This window comes from Pseudomonas sp. GW821-FHT09C08 (assembly GCF_059418125.1).
In genome coordinates this window covers 101,952-125,909 of record NZ_JBWKPG010000007.1, presented here as the reverse complement: position 1 = coordinate 125,909, position 23,958 = coordinate 101,952, and the positions used below count along the sequence as shown (strand labels likewise).

General features: G+C 61.3%; 25 protein-coding genes. 7 read left to right on the top strand and 18 right to left on the bottom strand.

The window, feature by feature from the left end; translation table 11 throughout:
- Window position 1 precedes the first annotated feature (1 nt).
- Entirely contained in the window at window positions 2–727 is a 726-nt protein-coding gene (pgeF, locus tag AC07OJ_RS23285) for a peptidoglycan editing factor PgeF (RefSeq protein WP_495095285.1), read from the bottom strand.
- Window positions 724–1,686 carry a 23S rRNA pseudouridine(1911/1915/1917) synthase RluD gene (gene rluD / locus AC07OJ_RS23280; RefSeq protein ID WP_010213248.1) on the bottom strand — a complete coding sequence of 321 codons (963 nt, stop codon included), beginning with the start codon at window positions 1,684–1,686 and terminating at the stop codon, window positions 724–726. Before rluD ends, pgeF begins: the two co-directional genes overlap by 4 nt.
- Window positions 1,687–1,835: 149 nt before the next feature.
- Between rluD and AC07OJ_RS23275 the strand changes: the two genes are divergently transcribed.
- Together AC07OJ_RS23275 and AC07OJ_RS23270 are read left to right on the top strand one after the other, a co-directional pair.
- Entirely contained in the window at window positions 1,836–2,861 is a 1,026-nt protein-coding gene (locus AC07OJ_RS23275) for an outer membrane protein assembly factor BamD (RefSeq protein ID WP_065900564.1), read from the top strand.
- Between the two features lie 127 nt (window positions 2,862–2,988).
- Window positions 2,989–3,222: a PP0621 family protein gene (locus AC07OJ_RS23270; RefSeq protein ID WP_065900562.1), complete on the top strand. Its 234-nt coding sequence runs from the start codon at window positions 2,989–2,991 to the stop codon at window positions 3,220–3,222.
- On the opposite strand, the gene thiO is transcribed toward AC07OJ_RS23270, so the two are convergent.
- The 5 genes from thiO to pilV form a co-directional block, all read right to left on the bottom strand.
- Window positions 3,209–4,318 (bottom strand): glycine oxidase ThiO, encoded by a 1,110-nt coding sequence (gene thiO / locus AC07OJ_RS23265; RefSeq protein WP_495095284.1) that lies wholly within the window; start codon window positions 4,316–4,318, stop codon window positions 3,209–3,211. The genes AC07OJ_RS23270 and thiO overlap by 14 nt on opposite strands.
- A 62-nt stretch (window positions 4,319–4,380) precedes the next feature.
- The gene (locus AC07OJ_RS23260; RefSeq protein WP_495095283.1) at window positions 4,381–4,782 is read right to left on the bottom strand and encodes a type IV pilin protein; all 402 of its coding nucleotides are present in this window, start codon (window positions 4,780–4,782) and stop codon (window positions 4,381–4,383) included.
- Window positions 4,783–4,793: 11 nt separating this feature from the next.
- Window positions 4,794–5,309, bottom strand: a complete 516-nt coding sequence (locus AC07OJ_RS23255) for a pilus assembly PilX family protein (protein ID WP_495095282.1) — start codon at window positions 5,307–5,309, stop codon at window positions 4,794–4,796.
- A gap of 7 nt (window positions 5,310–5,316) precedes the next feature.
- Entirely contained in the window at window positions 5,317–6,018 is a 702-nt protein-coding gene (locus AC07OJ_RS23250; protein ID WP_495095281.1) for a PilW family protein, read from the bottom strand.
- Complete coding sequence (gene pilV, locus AC07OJ_RS23245) at window positions 6,015–6,488, bottom strand: type IV pilus modification protein PilV (RefSeq protein ID WP_065900554.1); 474 nt, start codon at window positions 6,486–6,488, stop codon at window positions 6,015–6,017. The genes AC07OJ_RS23250 and pilV overlap by 4 nt, the downstream gene beginning before the upstream one ends.
- 204 nt (window positions 6,489–6,692) lie before the next feature.
- Between pilV and AC07OJ_RS23240 the strand changes: the two genes are divergently transcribed.
- The gene (locus AC07OJ_RS23240) at window positions 6,693–7,274 is read left to right on the top strand and encodes a GspH/FimT family pseudopilin (RefSeq protein ID WP_495095280.1); all 582 of its coding nucleotides are present in this window, start codon (window positions 6,693–6,695) and stop codon (window positions 7,272–7,274) included.
- On the opposite strand, the gene ispH is transcribed toward AC07OJ_RS23240, so the two are convergent.
- The 6 genes from ispH to murJ form a co-directional block, all read right to left on the bottom strand.
- Window positions 7,228–8,175: a 4-hydroxy-3-methylbut-2-enyl diphosphate reductase gene (ispH, locus tag AC07OJ_RS23235; RefSeq protein WP_065900550.1), complete on the bottom strand. Its 948-nt coding sequence runs from the start codon at window positions 8,173–8,175 to the stop codon at window positions 7,228–7,230. The genes AC07OJ_RS23240 and ispH overlap by 47 nt on opposite strands.
- Before the next feature lie 121 nt (window positions 8,176–8,296).
- Complete coding sequence (fkpB, locus tag AC07OJ_RS23230; protein WP_495095333.1) at window positions 8,297–8,734, bottom strand: FKBP-type peptidyl-prolyl cis-trans isomerase; 438 nt, start codon at window positions 8,732–8,734, stop codon at window positions 8,297–8,299.
- A 7-nt stretch (window positions 8,735–8,741) separates the two neighbouring features.
- A complete protein-coding gene (gene lspA, locus AC07OJ_RS23225) occupies window positions 8,742–9,251 on the bottom strand; it encodes a signal peptidase II (protein ID WP_495095279.1) in 510 nt (169 codons plus the stop codon).
- A complete protein-coding gene (gene ileS / locus AC07OJ_RS23220; RefSeq protein WP_065900543.1) occupies window positions 9,244–12,075 on the bottom strand; it encodes an isoleucine--tRNA ligase in 2,832 nt (943 codons plus the stop codon). Before ileS ends, lspA begins: the two co-directional genes overlap by 8 nt.
- A gap of 14 nt (window positions 12,076–12,089) precedes the next feature.
- Window positions 12,090–13,028 (bottom strand): bifunctional riboflavin kinase/FAD synthetase, encoded by a 939-nt coding sequence (gene ribF / locus AC07OJ_RS23215; RefSeq protein WP_495095278.1) that lies wholly within the window; start codon window positions 13,026–13,028, stop codon window positions 12,090–12,092.
- Window positions 13,029–13,147: 119 nt separating this feature from the next.
- Window positions 13,148–14,686 carry a murein biosynthesis integral membrane protein MurJ gene (gene murJ, locus AC07OJ_RS23210; protein WP_065900539.1) on the bottom strand — a complete coding sequence of 513 codons (1,539 nt, stop codon included), beginning with the start codon at window positions 14,684–14,686 and terminating at the stop codon, window positions 13,148–13,150.
- A 253-nt stretch (window positions 14,687–14,939) separates the two neighbouring features.
- Here murJ and rpsT point away from each other — a divergent pair, with 253 nt between their 5' ends.
- The gene (gene rpsT, locus AC07OJ_RS23205) at window positions 14,940–15,218 is read left to right on the top strand and encodes a 30S ribosomal protein S20 (protein WP_016976313.1); all 279 of its coding nucleotides are present in this window, start codon (window positions 14,940–14,942) and stop codon (window positions 15,216–15,218) included.
- Window positions 15,219–15,580: 362 nt separating this feature from the next.
- Here the strand turns inward: rpsT and AC07OJ_RS23200 are convergent, their stop codons facing one another.
- On the bottom strand, window positions 15,581–16,066 hold the full coding sequence (locus tag AC07OJ_RS23200) for an FKBP-type peptidyl-prolyl cis-trans isomerase (RefSeq protein ID WP_027606858.1): 486 nt from the start codon (window positions 16,064–16,066) through the stop codon (window positions 15,581–15,583).
- On the opposite strand from AC07OJ_RS23200, the gene AC07OJ_RS23195 reads away from it, so the two are divergent.
- The 3 genes from AC07OJ_RS23195 (at window position 16,065) to yihG (ending at window position 19,434) form a co-directional block, all read left to right on the top strand.
- Window positions 16,065–16,355, top strand: a complete 291-nt coding sequence (locus AC07OJ_RS23195; RefSeq protein WP_106805194.1) for a DUF3565 domain-containing protein — start codon at window positions 16,065–16,067, stop codon at window positions 16,353–16,355. The genes AC07OJ_RS23200 and AC07OJ_RS23195 overlap by 2 nt on opposite strands.
- 79 nt (window positions 16,356–16,434) lie before the next feature.
- Window positions 16,435–18,534 (top strand): phosphate acetyltransferase, encoded by a 2,100-nt coding sequence (pta, locus tag AC07OJ_RS23190; RefSeq protein WP_065900536.1) that lies wholly within the window; start codon window positions 16,435–16,437, stop codon window positions 18,532–18,534.
- The gene (gene yihG / locus AC07OJ_RS23185) at window positions 18,535–19,434 is read left to right on the top strand and encodes a 1-acylglycerol-3-phosphate O-acyltransferase, YihG family (RefSeq protein WP_201143511.1); all 900 of its coding nucleotides are present in this window, start codon (window positions 18,535–18,537) and stop codon (window positions 19,432–19,434) included. It abuts the gene before it with no gap.
- A 174-nt stretch (window positions 19,435–19,608) separates the two neighbouring features.
- Here the strand turns inward: yihG and cysN are convergent, their stop codons facing one another.
- The 4 genes from cysN to AC07OJ_RS23165 all read right to left on the bottom strand — a co-directional run bounded on the left by cysN (window position 19,609) and on the right by AC07OJ_RS23165 (window position 23,938).
- On the bottom strand, window positions 19,609–21,507 hold the full coding sequence (gene cysN, locus AC07OJ_RS23180; RefSeq protein WP_065900532.1) for a sulfate adenylyltransferase subunit CysN: 1,899 nt from the start codon (window positions 21,505–21,507) through the stop codon (window positions 19,609–19,611).
- Window positions 21,508–21,560: 53 nt separating this feature from the next.
- The gene (locus tag AC07OJ_RS23175; protein WP_065900530.1) at window positions 21,561–21,902 is read right to left on the bottom strand and encodes a four helix bundle protein; all 342 of its coding nucleotides are present in this window, start codon (window positions 21,900–21,902) and stop codon (window positions 21,561–21,563) included.
- A gap of 104 nt (window positions 21,903–22,006) precedes the next feature.
- Window positions 22,007–22,924 carry a sulfate adenylyltransferase subunit CysD gene (cysD, locus tag AC07OJ_RS23170; RefSeq protein ID WP_005784641.1) on the bottom strand — a complete coding sequence of 306 codons (918 nt, stop codon included), beginning with the start codon at window positions 22,922–22,924 and terminating at the stop codon, window positions 22,007–22,009.
- 255 nt (window positions 22,925–23,179) lie between these two features.
- Window positions 23,180–23,938: a Nif3-like dinuclear metal center hexameric protein gene (locus AC07OJ_RS23165; RefSeq protein WP_262135852.1), complete on the bottom strand. Its 759-nt coding sequence runs from the start codon at window positions 23,936–23,938 to the stop codon at window positions 23,180–23,182.
- Window positions 23,939–23,958: the final 20 nt, after the last annotated feature.

The following is a 23,958-nucleotide window of genomic DNA, read 5'->3' as shown; positions in this document are numbered from 1 at the left end:
TCTAGCGTTCAAGCCAGATAAGGGAGGCAAAACGACCGGTGCGGGGGCTGCGCCGGTAAGAAAAGAAGCGCGGGTCAGTGACGGTGCAGAAGCCGCCCCCATAAACCGCGGTGATGCCACGTGCCGCCAGGCGCAGGCGGGCCAACTGGTAGATATCGGCCATGAACTTGCCGGGATTTCGGCTCGGCACAAAGGCTTCGGCGGCAACCGGCAGTTGCTGCATAAAGGCCTCACGCACTTCCGGACCGACTTCAAAGGCCTGTGGACCGATGGCCGGGCCCAACCACACCAACACCTCACCGGGATCGGTATCCAGGCTTTCGACGGCGGCTTCGAGCACACCCGCTGCCAGGCCACGCCAGCCGGCATGGGCTGCTGCGACACGCGTGCCGGCACGGTTGCAGAATAATGCGGGCAGGCAATCGGCGGTCATGGACGTGCAGGCGATGCCGGGCGTACTGCTCCAACTGCCATCGGCTTCGGCGGTCACTCCAGGATTCGCCTCGACCACCTTCACCCCATGGACCTGACGCAGCCAGGCGGGCTGGATATCAAAGGCATCAGTGAGACGACGGCGGTTTTCGAGTACAGCCTCCAGGCTGTCCTCGACATGATCGCCCAGGTTGAGACTGTCGAACGGCGCCAGGCTGACGCCGCCCGCACGGGTGGTGACGCAGGCCTTGACCTGAGCCGGCGCGGGCCAGTCAGGAATCAGCCAGTCACTCATCCGATAAACGCCTCGCGATCCTGCTTGAGCAGCGACAACAACCAGACCAGATCGTCTGGAAGAGGCGATTCCCAGCTCATCCGCTTACCGCTCGTCGGATGATCCAGCTCCAGGAAACGTGCATGCAGTGCCTGGCGCGGGAAGTTTTTCAGCGAATCAACCATGGTCGCACTGGCCGCCGGAGGAATGCGGAAGCGGCCACCGTAGGCCGGGTCGCCGACCAACGGGAAGTTGATGTGGGCCATGTGCACACGAATCTGGTGGGTACGCCCGGTTTCCAGCTTGACCCGCACATGGGTGTGGGACCGGAAACGCTCCAGCACACGGTAGTGGCTGACGGCCTGCTTGCCACCTTCCATTACCGCCATACGCTGGCGCTGCTGGCCGTGGCGACCGATTGGGGCGTTGATCTTGCCACCCGCCACCACCACGCCGATCACGATGCACTCGTAGATTCGGCTGACACTGCGGCTCTGCAATTGCGTCACCAGCTGTGTCTGTGCCTGGATGGTCTTGGCCACCACCATCAGGCCGGTGGTGTCCTTGTCCAGGCGGTGCACGATGCCACAACGCGGGACATTGATGATGTCCGGCACGTGGTGCAACAGGGCATTGAGCAAGGTGCCATCAGCGTGCCCGGCCGCCGGGTGAACCACCAGGCCTGCGGGTTTGTTGATGACCAGGATGTCGTCGTCTTCATAGACGATATCCAGCTCGATGTCCTGGGCGACCCATTCTCCCTGGGCTTCCTGCTCGGCAGTCAGCTCAAGAATCGCACCACCATGCACTATGTCTCGCGGGCGGATAACCGCTCCATCCACAGTCAGGCGGCCGTCTTTGATCCAGGCGGAAAGGCGCGAGCGCGAGTGCTCAGCGAATAATTGTGCGGCGACTTGATCGAGGCGTTGGCCGCCCAATTCGGACGGCACCTCTGCGCGAAGTTCAATTTTATCGGACATGCTCAGACTAGGCGTGGCACAGCCTTTGGTTTCGGCTGCGCGCTTGTGGTTAAATACGGCGTCTTTTGCCCCGAGGCTTTCAACGGGGCGCTCATCATAACAGGACGGCCCCGCCCAAGACAGCGGCCGTCATAGGGACGCAAGCCGCCATGCAAGTGAAACACCTGCTGCTGATCGCCATCCTCGCCATGACTGCTGCTTGCTCGTCAACAAAGGAAGTCGTCGACGAAAACCTGAGCGAAGTCGAGTTGTACCAACTGGCTCAGAAAGACTTGGACAATAATAGCTACACCAGCGCCACAGCGAAGCTGAAGGCACTGGAGTCGCGCTATCCGTTCGGGCGCTACGCCGACCAGGCCCAGCTCGAGCTGATCTACGCCAACTACAAGAACGCCGAGCCGGAAGCTGCCAAGTCCGCCGCCGAGCGTTTCATCCGCCTGCACCCGCAGCACCCGAACGTCGACTACGCCTACTACATGAAGGGCCTGACCTCGTTCGACCAGGACGTCGGCCTGCTGGCGCGCTTCCTGCCGCTGGACATGACCAAGCGTGACCCGGGCGCTGCCCGCGACTCCTACAACGAGTTCGCCCAGCTGACCAGCCGCTTCCCCAACAGCCGCTACGCGCCGGACGCCAAGCAGCGCATGATCTACCTGCGCAACCTGCTGGCTTCCTACGAGATTCACGTAGCTCACTACTACCTGACCCGTCAGGCTTATGTAGCGGCAGCCAACCGTGGTCGTTATGTCGTGGAAAACTTCCAGGAAACGCCTTCGGTCGGTGATGGCCTGGCAGTGATGACCGAGGCTTACCAGCGCCTGCACCTGGACGAACTGGCCAGCACCAGCCTGGAAACCCTCAAGCTCAACTACCCTGACCACCCAAGCCTGAAGGACGGCCAGTTCGTGCCTCAGGTTGCCGAAGCCGACAACCGTTCGTGGCTGAGCAAGTACACCCTGGGCCTGATCGAGTCCCGTCCGCCGCTGCCGCCGGGCGAAACCCGCGCCAACCAGGACGTGATCAAGCAGTACCAGGACGCCAAGGACGCGATCCCTTCGGACCTCAAGCCACACGACGAGAACGGCGACGTGATCGAAGAGCAAGAGCCGCAGGCCCTGGGCAACAACCAGGACCGCTCGTGGTTCAGCTACATGACCTTCGGTGTGTTCGACTGATTCAGTCGACGCAACGCAAAAGGGAGCCCCACGGGGCTCCCTTTTGCGTTGCGCCAGCATTATTGCGCTGTGCGCCTGTCGCGTCCATGGCTAAACTGGCGCATTACTTATCGAGAAACTGCCCATCATGGTTCGTCTACTGTTCTGGATTGCCGTCATTGCTGCCGCGGTATGGTTCTGGCGCAAATTCAAAAGCCCGACCGCCAGACAGCAACGCCCCGGCGAACCGGGCGCAGCCCTGATGGTGCGCTGCGCACATTGCGGCGTGCATCTGCCGCAGGATCGCGCCCTCAGCTCACGCCAGGAGTGGTATTGCACCCAGGCGCATCTGGAACAGGGGCCGAAGTCTATCCAGCGTTGAGGCGACCAGAGGGCGCGTAGGGCGCTGGATCAATGATCGGCGCTCGCTCCAGCAACAAATCCGCAAACAGCTGGCAGGAGGCCGGCGCCAGCACCAGGCCATTGCGGTAATGCCCGCAGTTGAGCCATAGCCCATTGAAACCCGGTACCTGGCCGATATACGGAATACCTTCCGGAGAGCCGGGGCGTAAACCGGCCCAGTGCCCCACCACTTCGGCATCTACCAAGGCTGGAATCAGCTCCACCGCCGACGCCTTCAAGCTTTCCAGCGCAGTGTCGGTAGGCGTCTTGTCGAAGCCTTCATGTTCCAGGGTGCTGCCGATCAGGATGTGCCCGTCGCGCCGGGGAATCGCATAGCGCCCCTTGGCCAGGACCATGCTCGAGAGGAAATCCGAGGCGCATTTGTACAGAATCATCTGTCCCTTGACCGGCTCCACCGGCAGCGCCAACCCCAGCGTACCGAGCAGCTGACCACTCCACGCCCCCGCCGCCAGCACGACCTGATCGCCATGGATCGGGCCATCCGCCGTGTTCACCCCCACGACATTGCCATCCTCGAGGATAAAACCGGCCACCTCGCATTGCTCGTGAATCGTCACACCCGGCAACGCCAACAGTGCCGCCTTGAGCGATTTGACCAACCGCGGGTTGCGCACATTGGCCACGTTGGCCATGTAAATCGCCCGGGCATAGCCGCCGCCCAGTACCGGTACGGCATCGTGGGCAGCGGACACATCCACTTTGCTCAACGGCCGGCCTTCACGTGCCGCCCAGGCCAGGGCCTCGGCCTCGTCATCCAGATCGAGCCAGTACAACCCGGTGGTATGCACCTCCGGGTCAACGCCCGTGGCCGCAAACAGCCGCTCGGCCAGCTGTGGATAAAAATCCTGGGACCAATGGGCCAGCGCAGTGACCGCCGGGCTGTAGCGCCATGGGTACAAGGGCGAAACAATGCCACCGCCGGCCCAGGAAGACTCCTGCCCCACGCCCGCGCGCTCCAGCAGCACCACCGCCTGCCCTTGCGTCGCCAGGTTGTACGCCGTCAACAAGCCGATAACACCGCCACCGACAATCACCACTTGCTGTTGCTTAGCCATCATTTGATCCAGCCGATAAATAGGAACAAGCGCACCCGGCGCCCAATCATCCAGCACTCTCATCATTGCCCCCAGCATGTCTTGCGCGACATGGCGGGTGCGGCGCCAGGGTTGGCCCGCGCACCGCTGCTGGTCAGGCTGAAGTCACCGCAAGGATCGCGGGCCATTCCAGAGTCGACGGCAGGCGTAGCCAACAGGCGGTAATCCTGAGGGTTCAATGCTGCGGTGATTCTATAGCGATCATTGCCCGTACTGACGCCGCTTGCGTCAATAAAAGTACCGTTCCTCGCATAAAAGCGCTCCAGGTACTGAGCCTGCTCGGTCAAGAGCGCGACGATCTCGGCGCGATAGACTTTTTTCACATGACCGGCGTACCCGGGGTAAGCGATACCGGCCAGAAGCGCGATGATCGCCACGGCGATCAGTAACTCGATCAGGGTAAAACCCTGGCTATCCATGTCCATCCCTCTACTCCTTATTGAAGTTGTCGCCAGGCCACTCGCCGAAACCACGACCGCCCGCCCTCCTCTACCCGCACATACACACTCTCCAGCACCGTACGCGATTGGCCACTGAACCCGACGGCGGTCACTCGGTACAAGGTGGCCGGGGTTTGCGCCGGCAAATGCGCCACCCCCACGCCAGTCCCCAGGGATTGCACACCGTAGAGACCACTTTTCAGGCCGGCCCAATTCACGCCCGACACGGGATTCACGCCAGCACCTGTCACCGAGAACGCCTCACCGGGTGGCGCACAGGTGACGAACGATTGGCACGGCGCTAACCCCGCAAACTCCCGCCGCACCCTTGACTCACCCAGCCTCAAGCCACTTTCAGCCGTCTGAAGTGACTGGTTGCGATGCCAGAGGCTCGCGGCAATCTTTTGCTGAGTCACAGCCATTTGCATCGATGACAAACCGACCAACGACAACAGCAGCAGAAACACCAGGCTGATCAACAGCACCATGCCGCCTTGACGAGAAAACAGCATGGCCGCCCTACCCCACACGGTTTCGCAGCGCCGCCGCGACGCTGTAGGTTTGATCCTTGACCCGGCCGGTCGGGTCTTGCAGCGTCATCAGGATGCGCACGCTGCGTATCAAGGCAGCGTCGACCGGGCTGTCGTCGTAGCGCGCCACCGTCAATGAGTCCAACCTGTCGGCCATGCCAAAACTGATTTCGAAACGCTGCACGTTATCCACCAGCACCGCCTTGGCCGGCGCAGCGGGCGTGCTGACCTTCAACTGCCCCGCCTCAAAGGTGTAGGTAAGCTGGCGTAGCGCAAAAGAGATTTGCCCAGGCGTTGGCGCAGGTGCGCTGGCGGAGTAGGCATGGGCAGTGCCGGTGCAGTCGGACAGCACCGTCCAGTCGGGTTTGCCACCGGCGATATCAGCGGTGATCAACGTCAGCGACTTTGAGGCGCCCACGGCACTCCAGGCGACAGGCCGGTCAAAGGCCGGCGGGGCATTCTCGATAACCGCTGTCGCCAGGCAGCCAAACATGCCGGCCTGGCGAATGTCCTGGATCAACTTGCCCAGGGCAAACCGCGCATCATCCTGCAGCAACATCGCCGCCTGCTGACTGGCAGAGGTCGTTCGCGAGCTGATCGCCACCTGGCTCACGCCGAGGATCAGCACCAGCCCGACGGCCAGGGCCAACAGTAATTCCACCAGGCTGAAACCGCGTGCGTCCCTCCTCACTGTGCGGCCTCCATGCGACTGGTCAGGGTGAAGGTTTCGCGCGCACCCGGGGTATGCGTGCCGCGTTGATCGTTCCAACTGATGCTGACAGTCACCTCATTGGCGCCGATCACCACCGAACCCGTCGCGCTCTCCCCGGCGAAACCGCGAATATTCGCCTCGAAGTCATGCAGATCCAGATCGCGCACGCTGGCGTTTGCGGTACTGGCCGGCACACTCGCCCCAGCGCGCCAAGCGTAATCAGCACCGGCATTGGCGCGAATTCGGTCGAGCATGTCGTAGGCGATGAAACTGGCCTGGCTGGTCATCCGTGAACTGTCGGTGTACTTGAGCGCGTTCAATTGGATCACTGCCGCCCCCAGCAGGCCGACGGCGAGAATCAGCACCGCCATCAGCACCTCGATCAATGTAGTGCCGCCCTGGTGCCTGGGCGCGGCATTAAAAAAGCAGGTAGTCGGACAGGCAAGCATTACCGTCGTCATCCGTGTCGAAGGCCAAGGGAAGCAGGAAAATCCTGCTGTGCGGCCCAAGACTAGCGTCGGTTTTCAGCCCGCGCTGCTGCGGGAACAAAGGGAAATACTTTGGACATGAAGGCCATCATCCGTTACCGCCGACGTGGCGCTATACCTACGGCAGCACCCCAACACTGAATCGGGTCCACGGAGGGACAGCACATGCGACAACGAGGTTTTACCCTGATCGAACTGCTGCTCGGGCTGATCGTGAGCAGCATCCTGGCGCACCTGGCGGCGCCCAATTTCAAGCACCTGCTGGCGTCCCAGCAACGACAAAGTGCCGCACAATCGCTGGCGAGCGCGCTGCGCTTTGCACGCACGCAAGCCATTGCACGCAACCAGGCGGTGGTGATTCACGCACGCGAAGACGACTGGAGCCAGGGTTGGCGGGTGATAGTGGATGTGAGTGGACGCGGCCATCTGGACGACGACAACCCGGTGCTGCTGGAACGCCAGGACAGCGGGCAAGTAGGGATCGTGGGCAATGGGCCGGTCAAGAGCCAGGTTCGCTTCAGCGGGTTGGGTGAACCGGTATTTTCAGGTGGGGGATTCCGTGCCGGTACCGTGCACGTGTGCGCCACGGACGAGGCTCAGAGCCTGCACCAGATAGTGCTGGCCCCCAGCGGGCGCATCAGCCTGCGCAGCGACAGGGCCGAGCAGGCGTTGTGCCGGAGCTACTCCGGCACCCTGGCAGTCAGAGCAGCGAGCGAACCCGCAGCTCCTTGGGCATGGAGAAAGTGATGTTTTCTTCACGACCGGCCAATTCATCCGCGCCGGTAGCGCCCCAGGCATGCAACTGCTGGATAACTCCGCGCACCAGCACTTCCGGGGCGGAAGCGCCCGCAGTAATACCAATTCGCTCGACGCCATCGAACCAGCTGCGCTGCATGTCCTCGGCACCGTCGATCAGGTACGCCGGTGTCGCCATGCGCTCAGCCAACTCGCGCAGGCGGTTGGAGTTGGAGCTGTTAGGGCTGCCGACCACCAGCACGACGTCGCACTCATTGGCCAGTTGCTTGACCGCGTCCTGGCGGTTCTGGGTGGCGTAGCAGATGTCGTCCTTGCGTGGCCCGCCAATGGCCGGAAAGCGGCTGCGCAGCGCGTCGATCACGCGGCTGGTATCGTCCATGGACAAGGTGGTCTGGGTCACGAAGGCCAAACGCTCAGGGTTGCGCACCTGCAGGTTGGCGACGTCTTTCTCGTCTTCCACCAGGTAGATGGCGCCGCCGTTGCTGGCGTCGTACTGCCCCATGGTGCCTTCGACTTCAGGGTGCCCGGCGTGGCCGATGAGGATGCATTCACGGCCGTCACGGCTGTAGCGCGCGACCTCGATATGCACCTTGGTGACCAGTGGGCAGGTGGCATCGAATACTTTCAGGCCACGGCCTGCCGCTTCGGTACGCACCGCCTGGGAAACACCGTGGGCGCTGAAGATGACGATAACGTCGTCCGGCACCTGGTCCAGCTCTTCGACGAAGATGGCACCGCGCGCGCGCAGGTCTTCGACCACGAATTTGTTGTGGACGACTTCATGACGCACGTAAATCGGCGGCCCGAAGACTTCCAGAGCGCGATTGACGATTTCGATCGCCCGGTCCACGCCGGCGCAGAAGCCACGCGGGTTGGCGAGTTTGATTTGCATGCTGTGCCTCGTGTCTTTGTAGGAGCTGGCTTGCCTGCGATGCAGTCGACTCGGTGTAGAAGGCAAACCGAGGGGATGCAATCGCAGGCAAACCAGCTCCTACAGGAACCGGTTTTGTCGGTCAGATTGCTTTAACGTCGATGATTTCAACGTCGAACGTCAAGGTTTTACCGGCCAACGGGTGGTTGAAGTCGATGGTCACTTGCGCGTCATCGAAGGTTTTGACCACACCTGGCAGCTCGGTATTCGCCGCGTCGTTGAAGATCACCAACAGGCCTTCCGACAGGTCCATGTCCTGGAACTGCGAACGCGGGATGATCTGCACGTTTTGCGGGTTGGGCTGGCCAAAAGCGTTTTCCGGCAGGATCTGCAGGGTGTGCTTGTCGCCGGCCTTGAAACCGAACAGGGCGGCTTCAAAACCCGGCAGCAGATTGCCGTCGCCGACCTTGAAGGTCGCCGGGGCTTTGTCGAACGTACTGTCGACCGTGTCGCCATTCTCCAGGCGCAGTGCGAAATGCAAAGTGACTTCCGTGTTCTGGCCGATGCGTTGCTCAGCCAATACCTGATCAGTCATTGACGGTCTCTCCGGTTTTCTTGCTCTTGAACATATCCAACGCCAGCATGATTGCACCGACGGTGATGGCGCTGTCGGCGAAGTTGAATGCCGGGAAATACCAGCGGTTCTGCCAATGCACCAGAATGAAGTCGATCACATGGCCCAGGGCAATGCGGTCGTACAGGTTGCCGAGCGCGCCACCCAGCACCAGCGCCAGGGCGACGGCGAGCCAGGTGTCATCGCGGCCAAGGCGTTTGAGCCAGACCACCAGCACCGCACTGACCACCACGGCGATCAGGGCGAACAGCCAGCGCTGCCAACCGCCACTGTCAGCCAGGAAGCTGAAAGCGGCGCCGGTGTTGTAGGCCAAGGTCCAGCTGAAGTAATCCGGGATCACCACGATCTGCTGGAACATCTCCAGCGAACCTTCGAAATGAGCCTTGCTGACCTGGTCGATGACCAGGACCAGCACGCTCAGTACGAGCCAGCCCAGACGTCCGAAACGACTGGCGTTAGGCATAGTGGCGAACCTCGCCAGTACCGCTGATGTTATCCACGCAACGGCCGCAGATTTCCGGATGCTCAGGGTTCACGCCGACATCTTCACGGCAGTGCCAGCAACGGGCGCACTTGGGGAAGGCCGACTTGACGACTTTGAGCTTGAGGCCCGGCACTTCAGTGGCCACGGCATCGGCCGGTGCCTGGGCAAAAGGTGCCAGGCTCGCGGTCGAGGTGATCAGCACGAAGCGCAACTCGTTGCTCAGCTTGGCCAGGTCAGCGGTCAGGCCTTCCTCGGCAAACAGGGTGACTTCGGCTTGCAGGTTGCCACCGACGGCCTTGGCCGCACGCTGCACTTCCAGCTCCTTGTTCACCGCAACCTTCACGGCCATCACGCCTTCCCAGTACTCACGGCCCAGTTCGAAGTCGGCCGGCAGTTCGGTCAGGCCTTCGTACCAGGTGTTGAGCATCACCGATTCGTTACGCTCGCCCGGCAGGTATTCCCACAGTTCGTCGGCGGTGAAGGCCAGGATCGGTGCGATCCAGCGCACCAGCGCTTCGGAGATGTGATACAGCGCGGTCTGCGCCGAGCGGCGTGCCTTGCTGTTGGCGCCGGTGGTGTACTGGCGGTCCTTGATGATGTCGAGGTAGAAACCACCCAGCTCCTGCACGCAGAAGTTGTGGATCTTCGAGTAGACGTTCCAGAAGCGGTATTCGCCGTAGTGCTCCTGCAACTCGCGTTGCAGCAACAGGGTACGGTCCACGGCCCAACGGTCCAGGGCGAGCATGTCCTCGGCCGGCAGGATGTCGGTGGCCGGGTTGAAACCAGTCAGGTTCGACAGCAGGAAGCGTGCGGTATTACGGATCCGGCGGTAGGCATCGGCGCTACGCTGCAGGATCTGGTCCGACACGGCGATTTCGCCCGAGTAGTCGGTCGACGCGACCCACAGGCGCATGATGTCGGCGCCCAGGGTGTCGTTGATCTTTTTCGGCTCGATCACGTTCTTCAGCGACTTGGACATCTTGCGACCCGTCTCGTCGACGGTGAAGCCGTGGGTCAGCAATTCGCGATACGGTGCGTGGTTGTCGATGGCACAACCCGTCAGCAACGAGGAGTGGAACCAGCCACGGTGTTGGTCCGAGCCTTCCAGGTACAGGTCGGCGCGCGGGCCGCTCGCGTGGCCCATCGGGTGCGAGCCGCGCAGCACGTGCCAGTGGGTGGTACCCGAATCGAACCAGACGTCGAGGGTGTCGCTGATCTTGTCGTACAGCGGCGCTTCGTCGCCCAGCAGTTCGGCAGCGTCCAGCTTGAACCAGGCTTCAATGCCTTCCTGTTCAACGCGCTGGGCCACTTCTTCCATCAGTTCGACGGTACGCGGATGCAGCTCGCCGCTTTCCTTGTTGAGGAAAAACGGGATTGGCACGCCCCAGTTACGCTGGCGGGAGATGCACCAGTCCGGGCGGTTGGCGATCATCGAGTGCAGGCGCGCCTGGCCCCAGGCCGGGACGAACTTGGTGTCTTCGATGGCTTTGAGCGAACGCACACGCAGGGTGTCGCCGCTGGTCGGCTCTTTGTCCATGCCGATAAACCACTGCGCGGTGGCGCGGTAGATCAGCGGAGTCTTGTGGCGCCAGCAGTGCATGTAGCTGTGCTTGATGGTGTCGGTCTGCATCAGCGCACCGACTTCGCGCAGCTTGTCGATGATCGGCTGGTCGGCCTTGAAGATGAACTGGCCGCCGAAGAACTCGAGCGAAGGCACGTAGACGCCGTTGCTTTGCACCGGGTTGATGATGTCGTCGTTGACCAGGCCGTATTTCTTGCAGATGACAAAGTCGTCCACGCCATACGCTGGCGAGCAGTGAACAATGCCAGTACCCGAACCCAGTTCGACGTAGTCAGCCAGGTACACCGGCGACAGGCGGTCATAGAACGGGTGACGGAAATTGATCAGCTCCAGCGCGGAGCCAGTGGTGGTGGCGATCACCGCACCTTGCAGCTCATAACGCGCCAGGCAGGCCTCGACCATTTCCTCGGCCAGCACCAGCAGGCGATCACCGACGTCCACCAGGGCGTAGGTGAATTCCGGGTGCACGTTCAGCGCCTGGTTGGCCGGGATAGTCCACGGCGTGGTGGTCCAGATCACGATGGCTGCGGGCTTGCTCAGGCTTGCCAGGCCAAAGGCCTCGGCCAGCTTGGCGTCGTCGGCAATCGGGAAGGCCACGTCGATGGTCGAGGACTTCTTGTCTTCGTACTCGACTTCCGCTTCAGCCAGGGCCGAGCCGCAGTCGAAACACCAGTTCACCGGCTTGAGGCCCTTGAACACGAAACCGCCCTTGACGATTTCGGCCAAGGCACGGATTTCACCGGCCTCGTTCTTGAAGTTCATGGTCTTGTACGGGTTGTCCCACTCGCCGAGCACGCCCAGGCGGATGAATTCGGACTTCTGCCCTTCGATCTGCTCGGTGGCGTAGGCACGGCACAGTTCGCGGGTTTTATCCGCGCCCAGGTTCTTGCCGTAGGTCACTTCGACTTTGTGTTCGATCGGCAGGCCGTGGCAGTCCCAGCCAGGGACATACGGCGCGTCGAAACCGGAAAGGGTTTTCGAGCGCAGGATCATGTCCTTGAGAATCTTGTTCAGCGCATGACCGATGTGAATCGTGCCGTTGGCATAAGGAGGGCCGTCGTGCAGGACGAACTTCGGACGATCCTTGCCAATTTCGCGCAACTTTCCGTACAGGCCAATACTGTCCCAGCGCTGCAGGATCTGCGGTTCGCGCTGTGGCAGGCCGGCCTTCATTGGGAAGGCGGTGTCCGGAAGGTTTAGCGTGGCTTTATAGTCGGTCATTTAAGGCTCTTCGGTTAGCGATGGGCGCTAGGTGCGGCTAGTGCACGGGCGGCGGCGACATCCGCATTGATCGCCGTTTTCAACGCCTCAAGCGAGGCGAAACGCTGCTCTTCACGCAGCTTCTGGTGGAAAACCACCGTCAAACGCCGGTCATACAAATCACCGGCAAAATCCAAAAGGTGAACTTCCAGGTGGGCCTTGCCATCACCTGCAACCGTGGGCCTGACGCCTATGTTGGCGACTCCTGGCCACGATTGGCCATTGATGTCGACGCTGACCAGGTAAACCCCGGTCAGCGGCACACGACGGCGCTTGAGTTGCACGTTGGCGGTTGGCGTGCCCAATTGGCGCGCCAGCTTCTGGCCGTGCAGTACCCGTCCGGCAATGCGGAACGGGCGACCGAGCAAACGCTCGGCCAGGGCGAAGTCGGCAGCGGCCAGGGCATTACGCACCTGGGTGCTGCTCACGCGCAGGCCGTCCAACTCGACGGTTTGCGCGGCTTCGACGGTGAAACCCTGGGTGATACCGGCGTGTTGCAGGAAATCGAAATCGCCGACGCGGTCGCAGCCGAAACGGAAGTCGTCACCGACCTCCAGGTGCTGCACGCCCAGGCCATCGACAAGGATCCGGTCGACGAACTCGGCAGCGCTGAGGCTCTGCAAACGCTGGTTGAACGCCAGGCACAGGACGCGGTCCACGCCTTCTTCGGCCAGCAATTGCAGTTTGTCCCGCAGGCGGGCCAGACGGGCCGGCGCCGTTTCGGGGGTAAAATATTCCCGCGGCTGTGGCTCAAAAATCACCACGCAGCTGGGCACGCCCAACTCGACCGCACGCTCGCGCAACCTGGCCAGGATAGCCTGGTGGCCACGGTGAACACCGTCAAAGTTGCCAATAGTGGCGACGCAGCCCCGATGCTGGGGGCGCAGGTTGTGGAGACCTCGAACCAGCTGCATAACGCGCTTCTTGCTCATAAAGTGGTCGATTATAACCACACCCGGCCCCGGACGACAGGCAACAGCACAGGCCAAATGGATCGAATCGATAAAACAACCGTTTTATCCCGGCAAACGCTCTATCCGAGGGACTTGCGATTGAAATCCCGCAGGCGGAAGCCCTGCAGCAGCAACATCCCGAAGTACACCACCACGCCCGCCACCACCAGAACGCCCAGGCGCATGAAGCGCTCCAGCATATGGCCTTCGTCCCAGGCCGGCATAAAGTGCATCAGCCCGAGCAACACCGCCGACATTGCCGCCACTGCCACCAGCAACTTGAGGGCAAACATGCCCCAGCCTGGCTGTGGTTGGAACATCTGCTGTTTGCGCAGCTGGTAAAACAGCAGGCCCGCATTGATGCAGGCGCCGGCGCTGATCGCCAGGGCGAGGCCGGCGTGGGCCAGCGGGCCGATAAACACCAGGTTGAGCAGTTGCGTGACGACCAGCGTGAAAATCGCGATCTTCACCGGCGTGCGGATGTTTTGCTGGGCATAGAAGCCCGGCGCCAGCACCTTGATCACAATGATCCCGAGCAGCCCGACGGAGTAGGCAATCAGCGCACGCTGGGTCATCAAGGCATCATGGGCATCGAACTGACCGTACTGGAACAACGACACAGTGAGCGGCTCGGCCAGGATCCCCAGCGCCAGGGAGCACGGCAGCACCAGCACAAAGCACAGGCGCAGGCCCCAATCGAGGATCCGCGAGTATTCCTGACGGTCCTTGCTCGCATAGGTGCGCGCCAGCGTGGGCAACAGGATCGTGCCAAGGGCCACGCCAAGTACGCCGGACGGCAGCTCCATCAGGCGGTCGGCGTAGTACATCCAGGATACCGAGCCCGAGACCAGCAGCGAGGCGAATGCGGTGTTGATGATCAAGGAGATCTGGCTGACCGACACGCCGAGGATCGCCGGCAGCATGTTGCGCATCACCCGCCATACACCGGTGTCCTTGAGGTTCAGGCGCGGCAAGACGAGCATGCCGATTTTTTTCAGGTGTGGCAGCTGGTAGAGCAATTGCGCCAGGCCACCCGCCAGTACGGCCCACCCGAGGGCCATCACCGGCGGATCGAAGTACGGCGTGAGGAACAGCGCGAAGATGATCATGCTGACGTTGAGCAACGTCGGTACAAAGGCCGGCACCGAGAAGCGGTTCCAGGTATTGAGGATCGCCCCGGCCAGGGACGACAACGAGATCAGCAATATATAAGGAAAGGTCACGCGCAGCAGATCAGTGGTCAGCGCGAATTTTTCCGGGGTGTTGGCGAAGCCCGGCGCGGTAGCCCAGATCACCCAGGGCGCGGCGAGCATGCCGGCGATCGTCACCAGCATCAGCACCAGGGTCAGCAGGCCCGAGACGTAGGCAATAAAGGTACGGGTCGCCTCTTCGCCCTGCTGGGTCTTGTATTCGGCCAGGATCGGCACGAATGCCTGGGAAAACGCTCCTTCGGCGAAGATACGCCGCAGCAGGTTCGGCAACTTGAAGGCAATAAAGAAGGCATCCGTGGCCATGCTGGCGCCAAAAATGCGCGCCAGCAGGGTGTCACGCACAAACCCCAATACCCGGGAGATCATCGTGATAGAGCTGACGGCAGCCAACGATTTGAGCAGATTCATTGAAAGAGTTTGCGCCTATAGATAAAGAGCAGGCGAACTGTGCGCCTACTTATGCGATACTGCGCGCCTGCAACAGCACAGAGCCAAAGCTCGCGAGTTTACAGGTCAAGCGCCGGAAATAAATCACCCGCCTCTTCAGATCGACCACTCAGCAGTTCGCATCAGCCGCCCTTGACAACCCATCAAGTCATCGGCATGATTCGCGGCCTATTTTGTTTGCTATTTCCTAAAAAGTCTTTCGAGGAGCTCGACGGTGGCCAACACACCTTCCGCCAAAAAACGTGCAAAACAGGCTGAGAAGCGTCGCAGCCACAACGCCAGCCTGCGTTCCATGGTTCGTACCTACATCAAGAATGTAGTTAAGGCCATCGACACCAAAGACGCTGAAAAAGCCCAAGCTGCTTACGTTCTGGCCGTGCCAGTTATCGACCGTATGGCCGATAAAGGCATCATCCACAAGAACAAGGCCGCTCGCCATAAGAGCCGCCTGAATGGCCACATCAAGGCTCTGAGCGTCGCTGCTGCAGCCTAAGTGGTAACAACTGCAACGCAACCCCGGTTGCGAAACAGTTAAGAAATGCCCCGAACCGAAAGGTCCGGGGCATTTTTGTTTGTGCGGGCTTTTGTTTGTGCGGGCTTTTTGTGGTGAGCGGGCTTGCCCCGCGCTGGGCTGCGTAGCGGCCCCAAAACCAGAGGACGCGGCCCCACTGAAGGAATGCGGTGATCTTAATGGGGCCGCTGCGCAGCCCAACGCGGGGCAAGCCCGCTCACCACAAAAGCCCGGTGCATAAGAGCCCGCTGGAGCAAACAGCTGTGCTCGGCTGGATTTTCAGGCACAAAAAAAAACGCCCCGAACCAGTCGGGGCGTTTTGCTACCTATTGATCAACCATCAATCAATGGTGGTGACCGCCTTCACCGTGGACGTGGCCGTGAGCCACTTCTTCCTGGGAAGCGTCGCGGATGGCAACGATCTTCACTTGGAAGTTCAGGCGCTGGCCAGCCAGAGGGTGGTTGCCGTCGACGGTTACGTCGTCGCCGTCCAGGTCACGGATGGTGACGATCTGCATCTGGCCGTCCGGCGCGGAAGCGTGGAACTGCATGCCCACTTCCAACTCATCCACACCTTCGAACATGCTGCGGCTCAGGGTGCTGACCAGTTCGGCGGAGTATTCGCCGTAGGCATCTTCAGGTTCTACGGCAACGGTCAGTTCATCACCGACGCTCTTGCCTTCCAGCGCCTTTTCCAGGCCCGGGATGATGTTACCTGCGCCTTGCAGGTAGACCAGCGGCGCGCCGCCGGCGGAGCTGTCGATGACCTCACCAGCGTCGTTGGTCAGGGTATAGTCGATGGAGACAGCCTTGTTAGCGGCGATCGTCATGGGGCGAGACCTTTTGCATAAGAATGAAGAACGGACAAGTCTAAACAAGGATTTGCCCGAAAGCGAACAGAACCCGGACGGACGGGACCGATCAACGGTCGCGACGATCACCGGATTCCACCAGGATGATGACCAGCACTGGGTTGCCGAGCTGTCTTGTGGCCATACCCAGCACCTGCGCCACCAGCCGCCCTGGCAGTCCCGCGCCTGGGTGCTGGACCCCGCGCAACGCCTGGAAAAAATAGGCCAGCCCTTTGCCTGCGGCTGGTGTGCGCAAGTGCGCGAATAACGATAACCTTGGCGCCTGATTCCCGGTAGGCACTCACGCATAGAGCGCCACCGAAGCCATGCACCTCCAGAGAATTCGCATGCAGACTTTTTTTATCGCGCCCACCGATTTTGGTGTGGGTCTGACCTCCATCAGCCTTGGGCTGGTGCGTACCCTCGAGCGGGCCGGGCTGAAAGTCGGTTTCTTCAAGCCGATTGCCCAGCCGCACCCCGGCGACACCGGGCCCGAACGCTCCACCGAACTGATCGCCCGCACCCACGGCTTGAAGCCGCCGCAACCGCTGGGCCTGGCCCACGTCGAGCGCATGCTCGGCGACGGCCAACTCGACGAACTGCTCGAAGAGATCATCACCCTGTATCAACAGGCCGCCGTGGGTAAGGACGTGCTGATCGTCGAAGGCATGGTGCCGACCCGCAGCGCCAGCTATGCCGCGCGGGTCAACCTGCACCTGGCCAAGAGCCTGGACGCGGAAGTGATCCTGGTCTCGGCCCCGGAAAACGAAGTGCTCACCGAACTCTCCGGCCGCGTGGAACTGCAGGCCCAGCTGTTCGGCGGCCCGAAAGACCCGAAAGTGCTGGGCGTGATCCTCAACAAAGTGCGCACCGATGAAAGCATGGAGGCCTTTTCAGCACGCCTGAAAGAGCATTCGCCGTTGTTGCGCAGCGGCGATTTCCGCCTGCTCGGCTGCATCCCCTACCAACCCGAACTCAACGCGCCGCGTACCCGCGACGTCGCCGACCTGATGGGCGCGCAGATCCTCAATGCCGGTGATTACGAAACCCGGCGCATGACCAAGATCATCATCTGCGCGCGCACCATGCGCAACACCGTGGAGCTGCTCAAGCCGGGCGTGCTGGTGGTAACGCCGGGCGACCGCGACGACATCATCCTCGCCGTGAGCCTGGCCGCGATCAACGGCGTGCCGCTGGCCGGCCTGCTGCTGACCAGCGACACCCTGCCCGACCCGCGCATCATGGAGCTATGCCGCGGCGCGTTCCAGGCTGGGCTGCCGGTGCTGTCGGTGAGCACCGGTTCCTACGACACGGCCAACCAGCTCAACAGCCTGAACAAGGAAATCCCCATCGATGACCGCGAGCGCGCGGAGATCATCACCGATTTCGTTGCCAGCCACCTCGATGCGCGCTGGCTGCACCAGCGCTGCGGCACGCCACGGGAAATGCGCCTGTCGCCGGCGGTGTTCCGCTACCAGTTGATCCAGCGTGCCCAGGCCGCGAACAAGCGCATCGTCTTGCCCGAAGGCAGCGAACCACTGACCGTGCAGGCTGCGGCCATCTGCCAGGCGCGTGGCATCGCACGCTGCGTGCTGCTGGCCAAGCCGGCGGATGTGGAAGCCGTCGCCCGCGCCCAGGGTATCGAATTGCCCGAAGGCCTGGAAATTCTCGACCCGGACCTGATTCGTCAACGCTACGTCGAGCCGATGGTTGCCCTGCGCAAGAGCAAGAGCCTCAACGCGCCGATGGCCGAGCAGCAGTTGGAAGACACCGTGGTGATCGCCACCATGATGCTTGCATTGGATGAGGTCGACGGCCTGGTTTCCGGGGTTATCCACTCCACGGCCAACACCATCCGCCCCGCCCTGCAGTTGATCAAGACCGCACCGGGTTGCACGCTGGTGTCTTCGGTATTCTTCATGCTGTTCCCCGAGCAGGTGCTGGTGTACGGCGACTGCGTGATGAACCCGCACCCCAGCGCCGCCGAGCTGGCGGAAATCGCCCTGCAAAGCGCCGATTCTGCCGCCGCCTTTGGCATTACTCCGCGCGTGGCGATGATCAGCTACTCCAGCGGCGACTCGGCGAGCGGTGAGGAAGTGGAGAAGGTCCGCGAAGCCACCCTTCTCGCCCATGAACAGCAAAGCTCACTGCTGATCGACGGTCCGTTGCAGTACGACGCCGCCGCCAACGAAAACGTCGCCCGCCAACTGGCGCCCGACAGCCTGGTCGCCGGCAAGGCCACCGTGTTCGTGTTCCCGGACCTCAACACCGGCAACACCACCCACAAGGCCGTGCAACGCAGCGCCGATTGCGTCAGCCTGGGGCCGATGCTCCAGGGCCTGCGCAAACCGGTCAACGACCTGCCTCGCGGCGCCCAGGTCGACGACATCGTGTACACCATCGCGCTGACTGCGATCCAAGCCGCCAACCGACCTATGGATATCTAAATGCTGGATTTTCTACCTGCCGCCGTACGCGGGGTGATCGCGTCCCTGCTGTTGGCGCTGAACACGATCCTGCTGTGTTCGTTCCTGTTTATCGTGGCGCTGTTCAAGGCGCTGCCGTTTGCCAAGCGCTTCAGCGAATGGCTGATGAACCAGACCCACGAGGCCTGGATCAGCAACAACAACGCCTGGATGACCCTGGTGCGACGCACCCGCTGGCACATCAAAGGCCTTGAGGGCCTGGACTATCAGCACTCGTACCTGGTGACGAGCAACCACCAGAGCTGGGTCGACATCATGGTGCTGCAATACGTGCTCAATCGACGGATTCGCCCGCTGAAGTTCTTCCTCAAGCAGGAGCTGATCTGGGTGCCGGTGATCGGCCTCGCCTGGTGGGCGCTGGGCTTCCCGTTCATGAAGCGCTACACCAAGGCGTACCTGGAAAAGCACCCGGAGAAGAAAGGCAAGGACCTGGAAACCACCCGCAAGACCTGTGCGAAGTTTCGCGACAACCCGGTGGGCATTTTCAACTTCGCTGAAGGCACGCGCTTTACCCCAGGCAAGCAGGCGCAGCAGAAATCGCCGTTCCGCTACCTGCTCAAGCCCAAGGCTGGTGGTATCGCGTTTGTGCTGGATGCGATGGGTGAGCAGCTGAAGTCACTGGTCAACGTGACCATTCACTACCCTGCCGGGCGCCCTGGGTATTGGGATTTGCTCTGCGGGAACGTGAAAGAGGTGGTCGTGCAATTTGAGGAAGTGCAGATTCCGGCCGAGTTCATTGGCAAGAATTACGAGCAGGATGGCGAGTATCGGTTGGCGTTCCAGGGCTGGATCAACCGGTTGTGGGAAGAGAAGGACCAGTTGTTGGAGAAACTGCACACAGAATTCCCAGGCAAAAGATGATCAACCTGTGGGAGCTGGCTTGCCTGCGATAGCGGTGGGTCAATTACTGATATATCAACTGACAGTCAGCAATCGCAGGCAAGCCAGCTCCCACATTGATTGAGCCTGATCTTGAGAATGTAAAAAAGCCCGTCACCGAGTCATCGGTGGCGGGCTTTTTTGTGGCGGCGAGGTTTAGATCGCGCCGCGCTGACGCAACAGCTCCAGCACTTGCTTGACGCTGTCTTCCAGCGACAGGGCCTGGGTGTCGATCACCAGGTCGGCATTCAACGGCACGTCGTACGGGAAAGACTCGCCAGGGATGTTATCCCCACCCGCGGCGTACAGGCCTTGCGGATCACGCTCGGCGCACACCAGCGGCGAGGCTTGCACATAGACCGTGAGCAGGCGGTCGGCGCCGATCAGCGCCTTGGCCTGTTCGCGACCCTCGGCATCCGGTGCAACGAAAGCGGCCAGGGTCAGCAGGCCAGCCTCGTTGAACTGACGCGCCACATGCGCGGCACGCCGCCAGTTTTCAGTACGCCCGGCACGGTCCTGCGGCAGACCTTTGTTCAGGTCGTGACGCAGGTTCTGGCCATCGAGTACGAACACCGCACGCCCCATGTCGAAGAGCTTGCGCTCAACCGCATAGGCCAGGGTGCTTTTGCCGGCGCCCGACAGGCCGCTGAACAATACGGTGGCCGGTTGCTGGCCGAAACGCAGCGCGCGCTCCTCGGTGGCCACATGCGCGAGACTGCCGTGCTGCGCAGCGCCGCCATGGTTGACCGGCGGCGCGATGATCATGCCCGCGGCCACAGTGCCGTTGGTCAATCGGTCGATGACGATAAACGCACCGGTGGTGCGATTGCTGTCGTAGCCGTCCAACGCAATGGCGGCGTCGAGGCTGACCTTGACCCGGCCGATCTCGTTCAACTGCAGCGAACTTGCCGGGCCTTCGGCCAGGGTGTTCACGTCCACGCGGTGCACGATGCTGGTGATGGAACCCGGCACGTAGCTGGTGGCGCGCTTGATGTCGTATTTCTTGCCCGGCAGCATCGGCTCTTCGGCCATCCACACCAGCATGGCGTCGAAGGCGTCAGTCACTTGCGGCACGTTGTCGGCATGCACCAGCAAGTCGCCACGGGAGATGTCGATCTCGTCTTCCATGGTCAGGGTCACGGCCTGGCCGGGCCCCGCATGCTCCAGCTCACCTTCGAAGGTCACGATGGATTTGACCCGGCTGCTCTTGCCCGACGGCAGCACCACGACTTCGTCGCCCTTGTGCACGACGCCGCTGGCCAGGGTGCCGGCGAAACCACGGAAGTTCAGGTTCGGACGGTTGACGTACTGCACCGGGAACCGCAGGTCGGTGTAGTTGCGGTCATTGGCGATCTCGACGGTTTCGAGAATCTCCATCAGCGATTGGCCGGTGTACCACGGCGAACGCTCGCTCTTGTTCACCACGTTGTCGCCCTTGAGCGCCGACATCGGCACGAAGGCCAAGGTGCTCGGCTTGAAGGCGATACCGTCGGCGAACTTCAGGTAATCGGCCTTGATCTGCTCGAATACGCTTTGGTCGAAGCCATTGATGTCCATCTTGTTGACGGCCACCACGATGTGTTTGATCCCCAGCAACGAGGCGATGAAGCTGTGGCGACGGGTCTGGGTCTGCACGCCGTAGCGGGCGTCGATCAGGATGATCGCCAGGTCACAGGTGGACGCACCGGTGGCCATGTTGCGGGTGTACTGCTCATGGCCGGGGGTGTCGGCGATGATGAATTTGCGCTTGGCGGTGGAGAAATAGCGGTAGGCAACATCGATGGTGATGCCCTGCTCACGCTCGGCCTGCAGGCCGTCGACCAGCAACGCCAGGTCGATGTCATCGCCCGTGGTGCCGGACTTCTTCGAATCGCGGGTGATGGCTTCCAGGTGATCTTCGTAGATCATCTTGGAGTCGTGCAGCAGGCGCCCGATCAGGGTGCTCTTGCCGTCGTCGACGTTGCCACAGGTCAGGAAGCGCAACATTTCCTTGCGCTCGTGCTGGCCCAGGTAGGCGAGGATGTCCTCGCTGATCAAATCAGATTGATGGCTCATTGCATTCAAGCTCCAAGCTGTAAGCTTCAAGCGGCAAGCTTGTCGGCGTACAGCTAGTCAGAAATTTTGTTGATCAGGCCGCAGAGCATTTTTGAAAGCTCGCGAGTTTCTGTAATCCAGTTTTCAGCCAGCGGGCGGGCGATGTAGGCAATGTCACAACCGATGAAGATCTGAGTTCGTAGCTCCCCACAAGAAGCCTTTGCAATCCAAAGAAAATAAGCTTTCTCTTTGGCGCTACGACGTTCCATGCCTTCAGCAATATTGGAAGGCACCGAAAGTGCAGACCGGGTGATTTGATCTTTGAAGCCAAAATCCCCGCACTCCGCAAACTCGCTATAGATCTGCACCGCTAGACACTTGCTTCTTTGCCAGACAACCAGTTTCTCGAAGTCCATCACGAGTCACTCAGTAGCGGCTCGCAACAACCGGCTGCAAGCACCAAGCTGCAAAATTACGCATACCGCCTTTAACTTGCAGCTTGCCGCTTGTAACTCGAAGCTTAAAAGTACCCTTGACGTTTTTTATCTTCCATCGAGCCTGCGCCATCGTGGTCGATGACACGGCCCTGGCGCTCGGAAGTTCGCGTCAGGAGCATTTCCTGAATGATGTCGGTCAGCGTCTCGGCTTCGGACTCCACCGCGCCCGTCAACGGGTAGCAGCCAAGGGTACGGAAACGTACTTTCTTTTTGACGATTCGGGCTTTGTCTTCGTCGGACAAGTGCTCGAGGATGCGGTCGTCGTCGATCATGATCAACGTGCCATTCTTCTCGATTACTTCGCGCTCGGCGGCGAAGTACAGCGGCACGATCGGGATGCCTTCCAGGTAGATGTACTGCCAGATATCCAGCTCGGTCCAGTTGGACAGCGGGAACACACGGATCGACTCGCCCTTGTTGACGTTGCCGTTGTAGACGTTCCACAGCTCCGGGCGCTGGTTCTTCGGGTCCCAGCGGTGCTTGCTGTCGCGGAATGAGTACACGCGCTCTTTGGCGCGGGATTTCTCTTCATCGCGACGGGCACCGCCGAAGGCGGCATCGAAACCATGTTTGTCCAGGGCCTGCTTGAGGCCTTCGGTCTTCATGATATCGGTGTGCTTGGCGCTGCCGTGGGTGAACGGGTTGATGCCCTGCGCCACACCATCCGGGTTGACGTGGGTGATCAGGTCCAGGCCCAGCTCCTCGACCATTTTGTCGCGGAACTTGTACATCTCCTGGAATTTCCAGCGGGTGTCGACGTGCATCACCGGGAACGGCAGCTTGCCCGGGAAGAAGGCCTTGCGTGCCAGGTGCAGCATCACGGCGGAGTCTTTACCGATCGAGTAGAGCATCACCGGGTTGTCGAACTCGGCGGCGACCTCGCGGATGATGTGGATGCTTTCCGCCTCCAGCTGTTTCAGATGCGTCAGTTTGTCGACCATGGTTACTCACGGAAAAACGATCTTATGGACGGCCAGCGGGCCGTGTTCGAGCGGGGCATGCTAGCACAGCACCTTCTTCTATTCAGGGAGCCAGCTAGATCGAAACGGTATATGAATATGCCTCGTGGTTTGGGGTGCAACGCGTTCAGGTGTGGGAGCTGGCTTGCCGGCGATGGCTTCAACTCGGTGTGCCGGATGTACCGAGTTGCCTGCGTCGCAGGCAAGCCAGCCCCCACAGGGGTTCAGTTGCATGGCTCAGATCGGGTTGGGGCAGTCGATGAACAAATGCTCCAGGGCAAAACGCCGCGCCAGGTAATCGCCCAGTGCCTGCACGCCGTAGCGTTCGGTGGCGTGATGGCCGGCGGCGATAAAGCTGATGTCGTTTTCGCGGGCGCTGTGGAAGGTCTGCTCCGACGCCTCGCCACTCAGGAACAGGTCGACGCCGGCGGCAATCGCGTCGTCGATATAGCCCTGACCCCCGCCGGTGCACCAGCCGACGCGGCGGATCATCTCGCTGCCTTCGATCAGCAAGGGCTCGCGGCCCATGACGTCCTGCACCCGGCGTGCGAAGTCGCGCGGTGACAGCGGCTCGGAGAGCGAACCGACCAGGCCGACGATCTTCGGGTTGCTCGGGTCCAGCGGGCCTTCGACCGTGATGTCCAGTTGGCGGGCGAGTTGCACGTTGTTGCCGACGTCAGGGTGCAGGTCCAGCGGCAGGTGGTAGGCCAGCAGGCTGATGTCGTGCTTGAGCAGCGTTTTCAGGCGGCGTTGCTTCATGCCGGTGATGCAGGGGTTTTCGCCCTTCCAGAAATAACCGTGGTGCACCAGGATCAGGTCGGCCTGCGCTTCGACAGCTGCATCCAGCAGCGCCTGGCTGGCGGTCACGCCGCTGACGATGCGCATCACCTGCGGGCGCCCCTCGACCTGCAGGCCATTGGGGCAATAATCGGCAATTTTTGCACTGCCGAGGTAGCGGTCCGCTTCCTCGACGAGGGTGGTAAGGGGGACGGCCATAAAAGACTCCTAAATATCCC

Coding starts and splice junctions, on each gene's coding strand:
- pgeF (WP_495095285.1), bottom strand. CDS start 727: ATGAGTGACTGGCTGATTCCTGACTGGCCCGCGCCGGCTCAGGTCAAG.
- rluD (WP_010213248.1), bottom strand. CDS start 1,686: ATGTCCGATAAAATTGAACTTCGCGCAGAGGTGCCGTCCGAATTGGGC.
- AC07OJ_RS23275 (WP_065900564.1), top strand. CDS start 1,836: ATGCAAGTGAAACACCTGCTGCTGATCGCCATCCTCGCCATGACTGCT.
- AC07OJ_RS23270 (WP_065900562.1), top strand. CDS start 2,989: ATGGTTCGTCTACTGTTCTGGATTGCCGTCATTGCTGCCGCGGTATGG.
- thiO (WP_495095284.1), bottom strand. CDS start 4,318: ATGGCTAAGCAACAGCAAGTGGTGATTGTCGGTGGCGGTGTTATCGGC.
- AC07OJ_RS23260 (WP_495095283.1), bottom strand. CDS start 4,782: ATGGACATGGATAGCCAGGGTTTTACCCTGATCGAGTTACTGATCGCC.
- AC07OJ_RS23255 (WP_495095282.1), bottom strand. CDS start 5,309: ATGCTGTTTTCTCGTCAAGGCGGCATGGTGCTGTTGATCAGCCTGGTG.
- pilV (WP_065900554.1), bottom strand. CDS start 6,488: ATGCTTGCCTGTCCGACTACCTGCTTTTTTAATGCCGCGCCCAGGCAC.
- AC07OJ_RS23240 (WP_495095280.1), top strand. CDS start 6,693: ATGCGACAACGAGGTTTTACCCTGATCGAACTGCTGCTCGGGCTGATC.
- ispH (WP_065900550.1), bottom strand. CDS start 8,175: ATGCAAATCAAACTCGCCAACCCGCGTGGCTTCTGCGCCGGCGTGGAC.
- lspA (WP_495095279.1), bottom strand. CDS start 9,251: ATGCCTAACGCCAGTCGTTTCGGACGTCTGGGCTGGCTCGTACTGAGC.
- ileS (WP_065900543.1), bottom strand. CDS start 12,075: ATGACCGACTATAAAGCCACGCTAAACCTTCCGGACACCGCCTTCCCA.
- ribF (WP_495095278.1), bottom strand. CDS start 13,028: ATGCAGCTGGTTCGAGGTCTCCACAACCTGCGCCCCCAGCATCGGGGC.
- murJ (WP_065900539.1), bottom strand. CDS start 14,686: ATGAATCTGCTCAAATCGTTGGCTGCCGTCAGCTCTATCACGATGATC.
- AC07OJ_RS23195 (WP_106805194.1), top strand. CDS start 16,065: ATGGGGCGAGACCTTTTGCATAAGAATGAAGAACGGACAAGTCTAAAC.
- AC07OJ_RS23200 (WP_027606858.1), bottom strand. CDS start 16,066: ATGACGATCGCCGCTAACAAGGCTGTCTCCATCGACTATACCCTGACC.
- pta (WP_065900536.1), top strand. CDS start 16,435: ATGCAGACTTTTTTTATCGCGCCCACCGATTTTGGTGTGGGTCTGACC.
- yihG (WP_201143511.1), top strand. CDS start 18,535: ATGCTGGATTTTCTACCTGCCGCCGTACGCGGGGTGATCGCGTCCCTG.
- cysN (WP_065900532.1), bottom strand. CDS start 21,507: ATGAGCCATCAATCTGATTTGATCAGCGAGGACATCCTCGCCTACCTG.
- AC07OJ_RS23175 (WP_065900530.1), bottom strand. CDS start 21,902: ATGGACTTCGAGAAACTGGTTGTCTGGCAAAGAAGCAAGTGTCTAGCG.
- cysD (WP_005784641.1), bottom strand. CDS start 22,924: ATGGTCGACAAACTGACGCATCTGAAACAGCTGGAGGCGGAAAGCATC.
- AC07OJ_RS23165 (WP_262135852.1), bottom strand. CDS start 23,938: ATGGCCGTCCCCCTTACCACCCTCGTCGAGGAAGCGGACCGCTACCTC.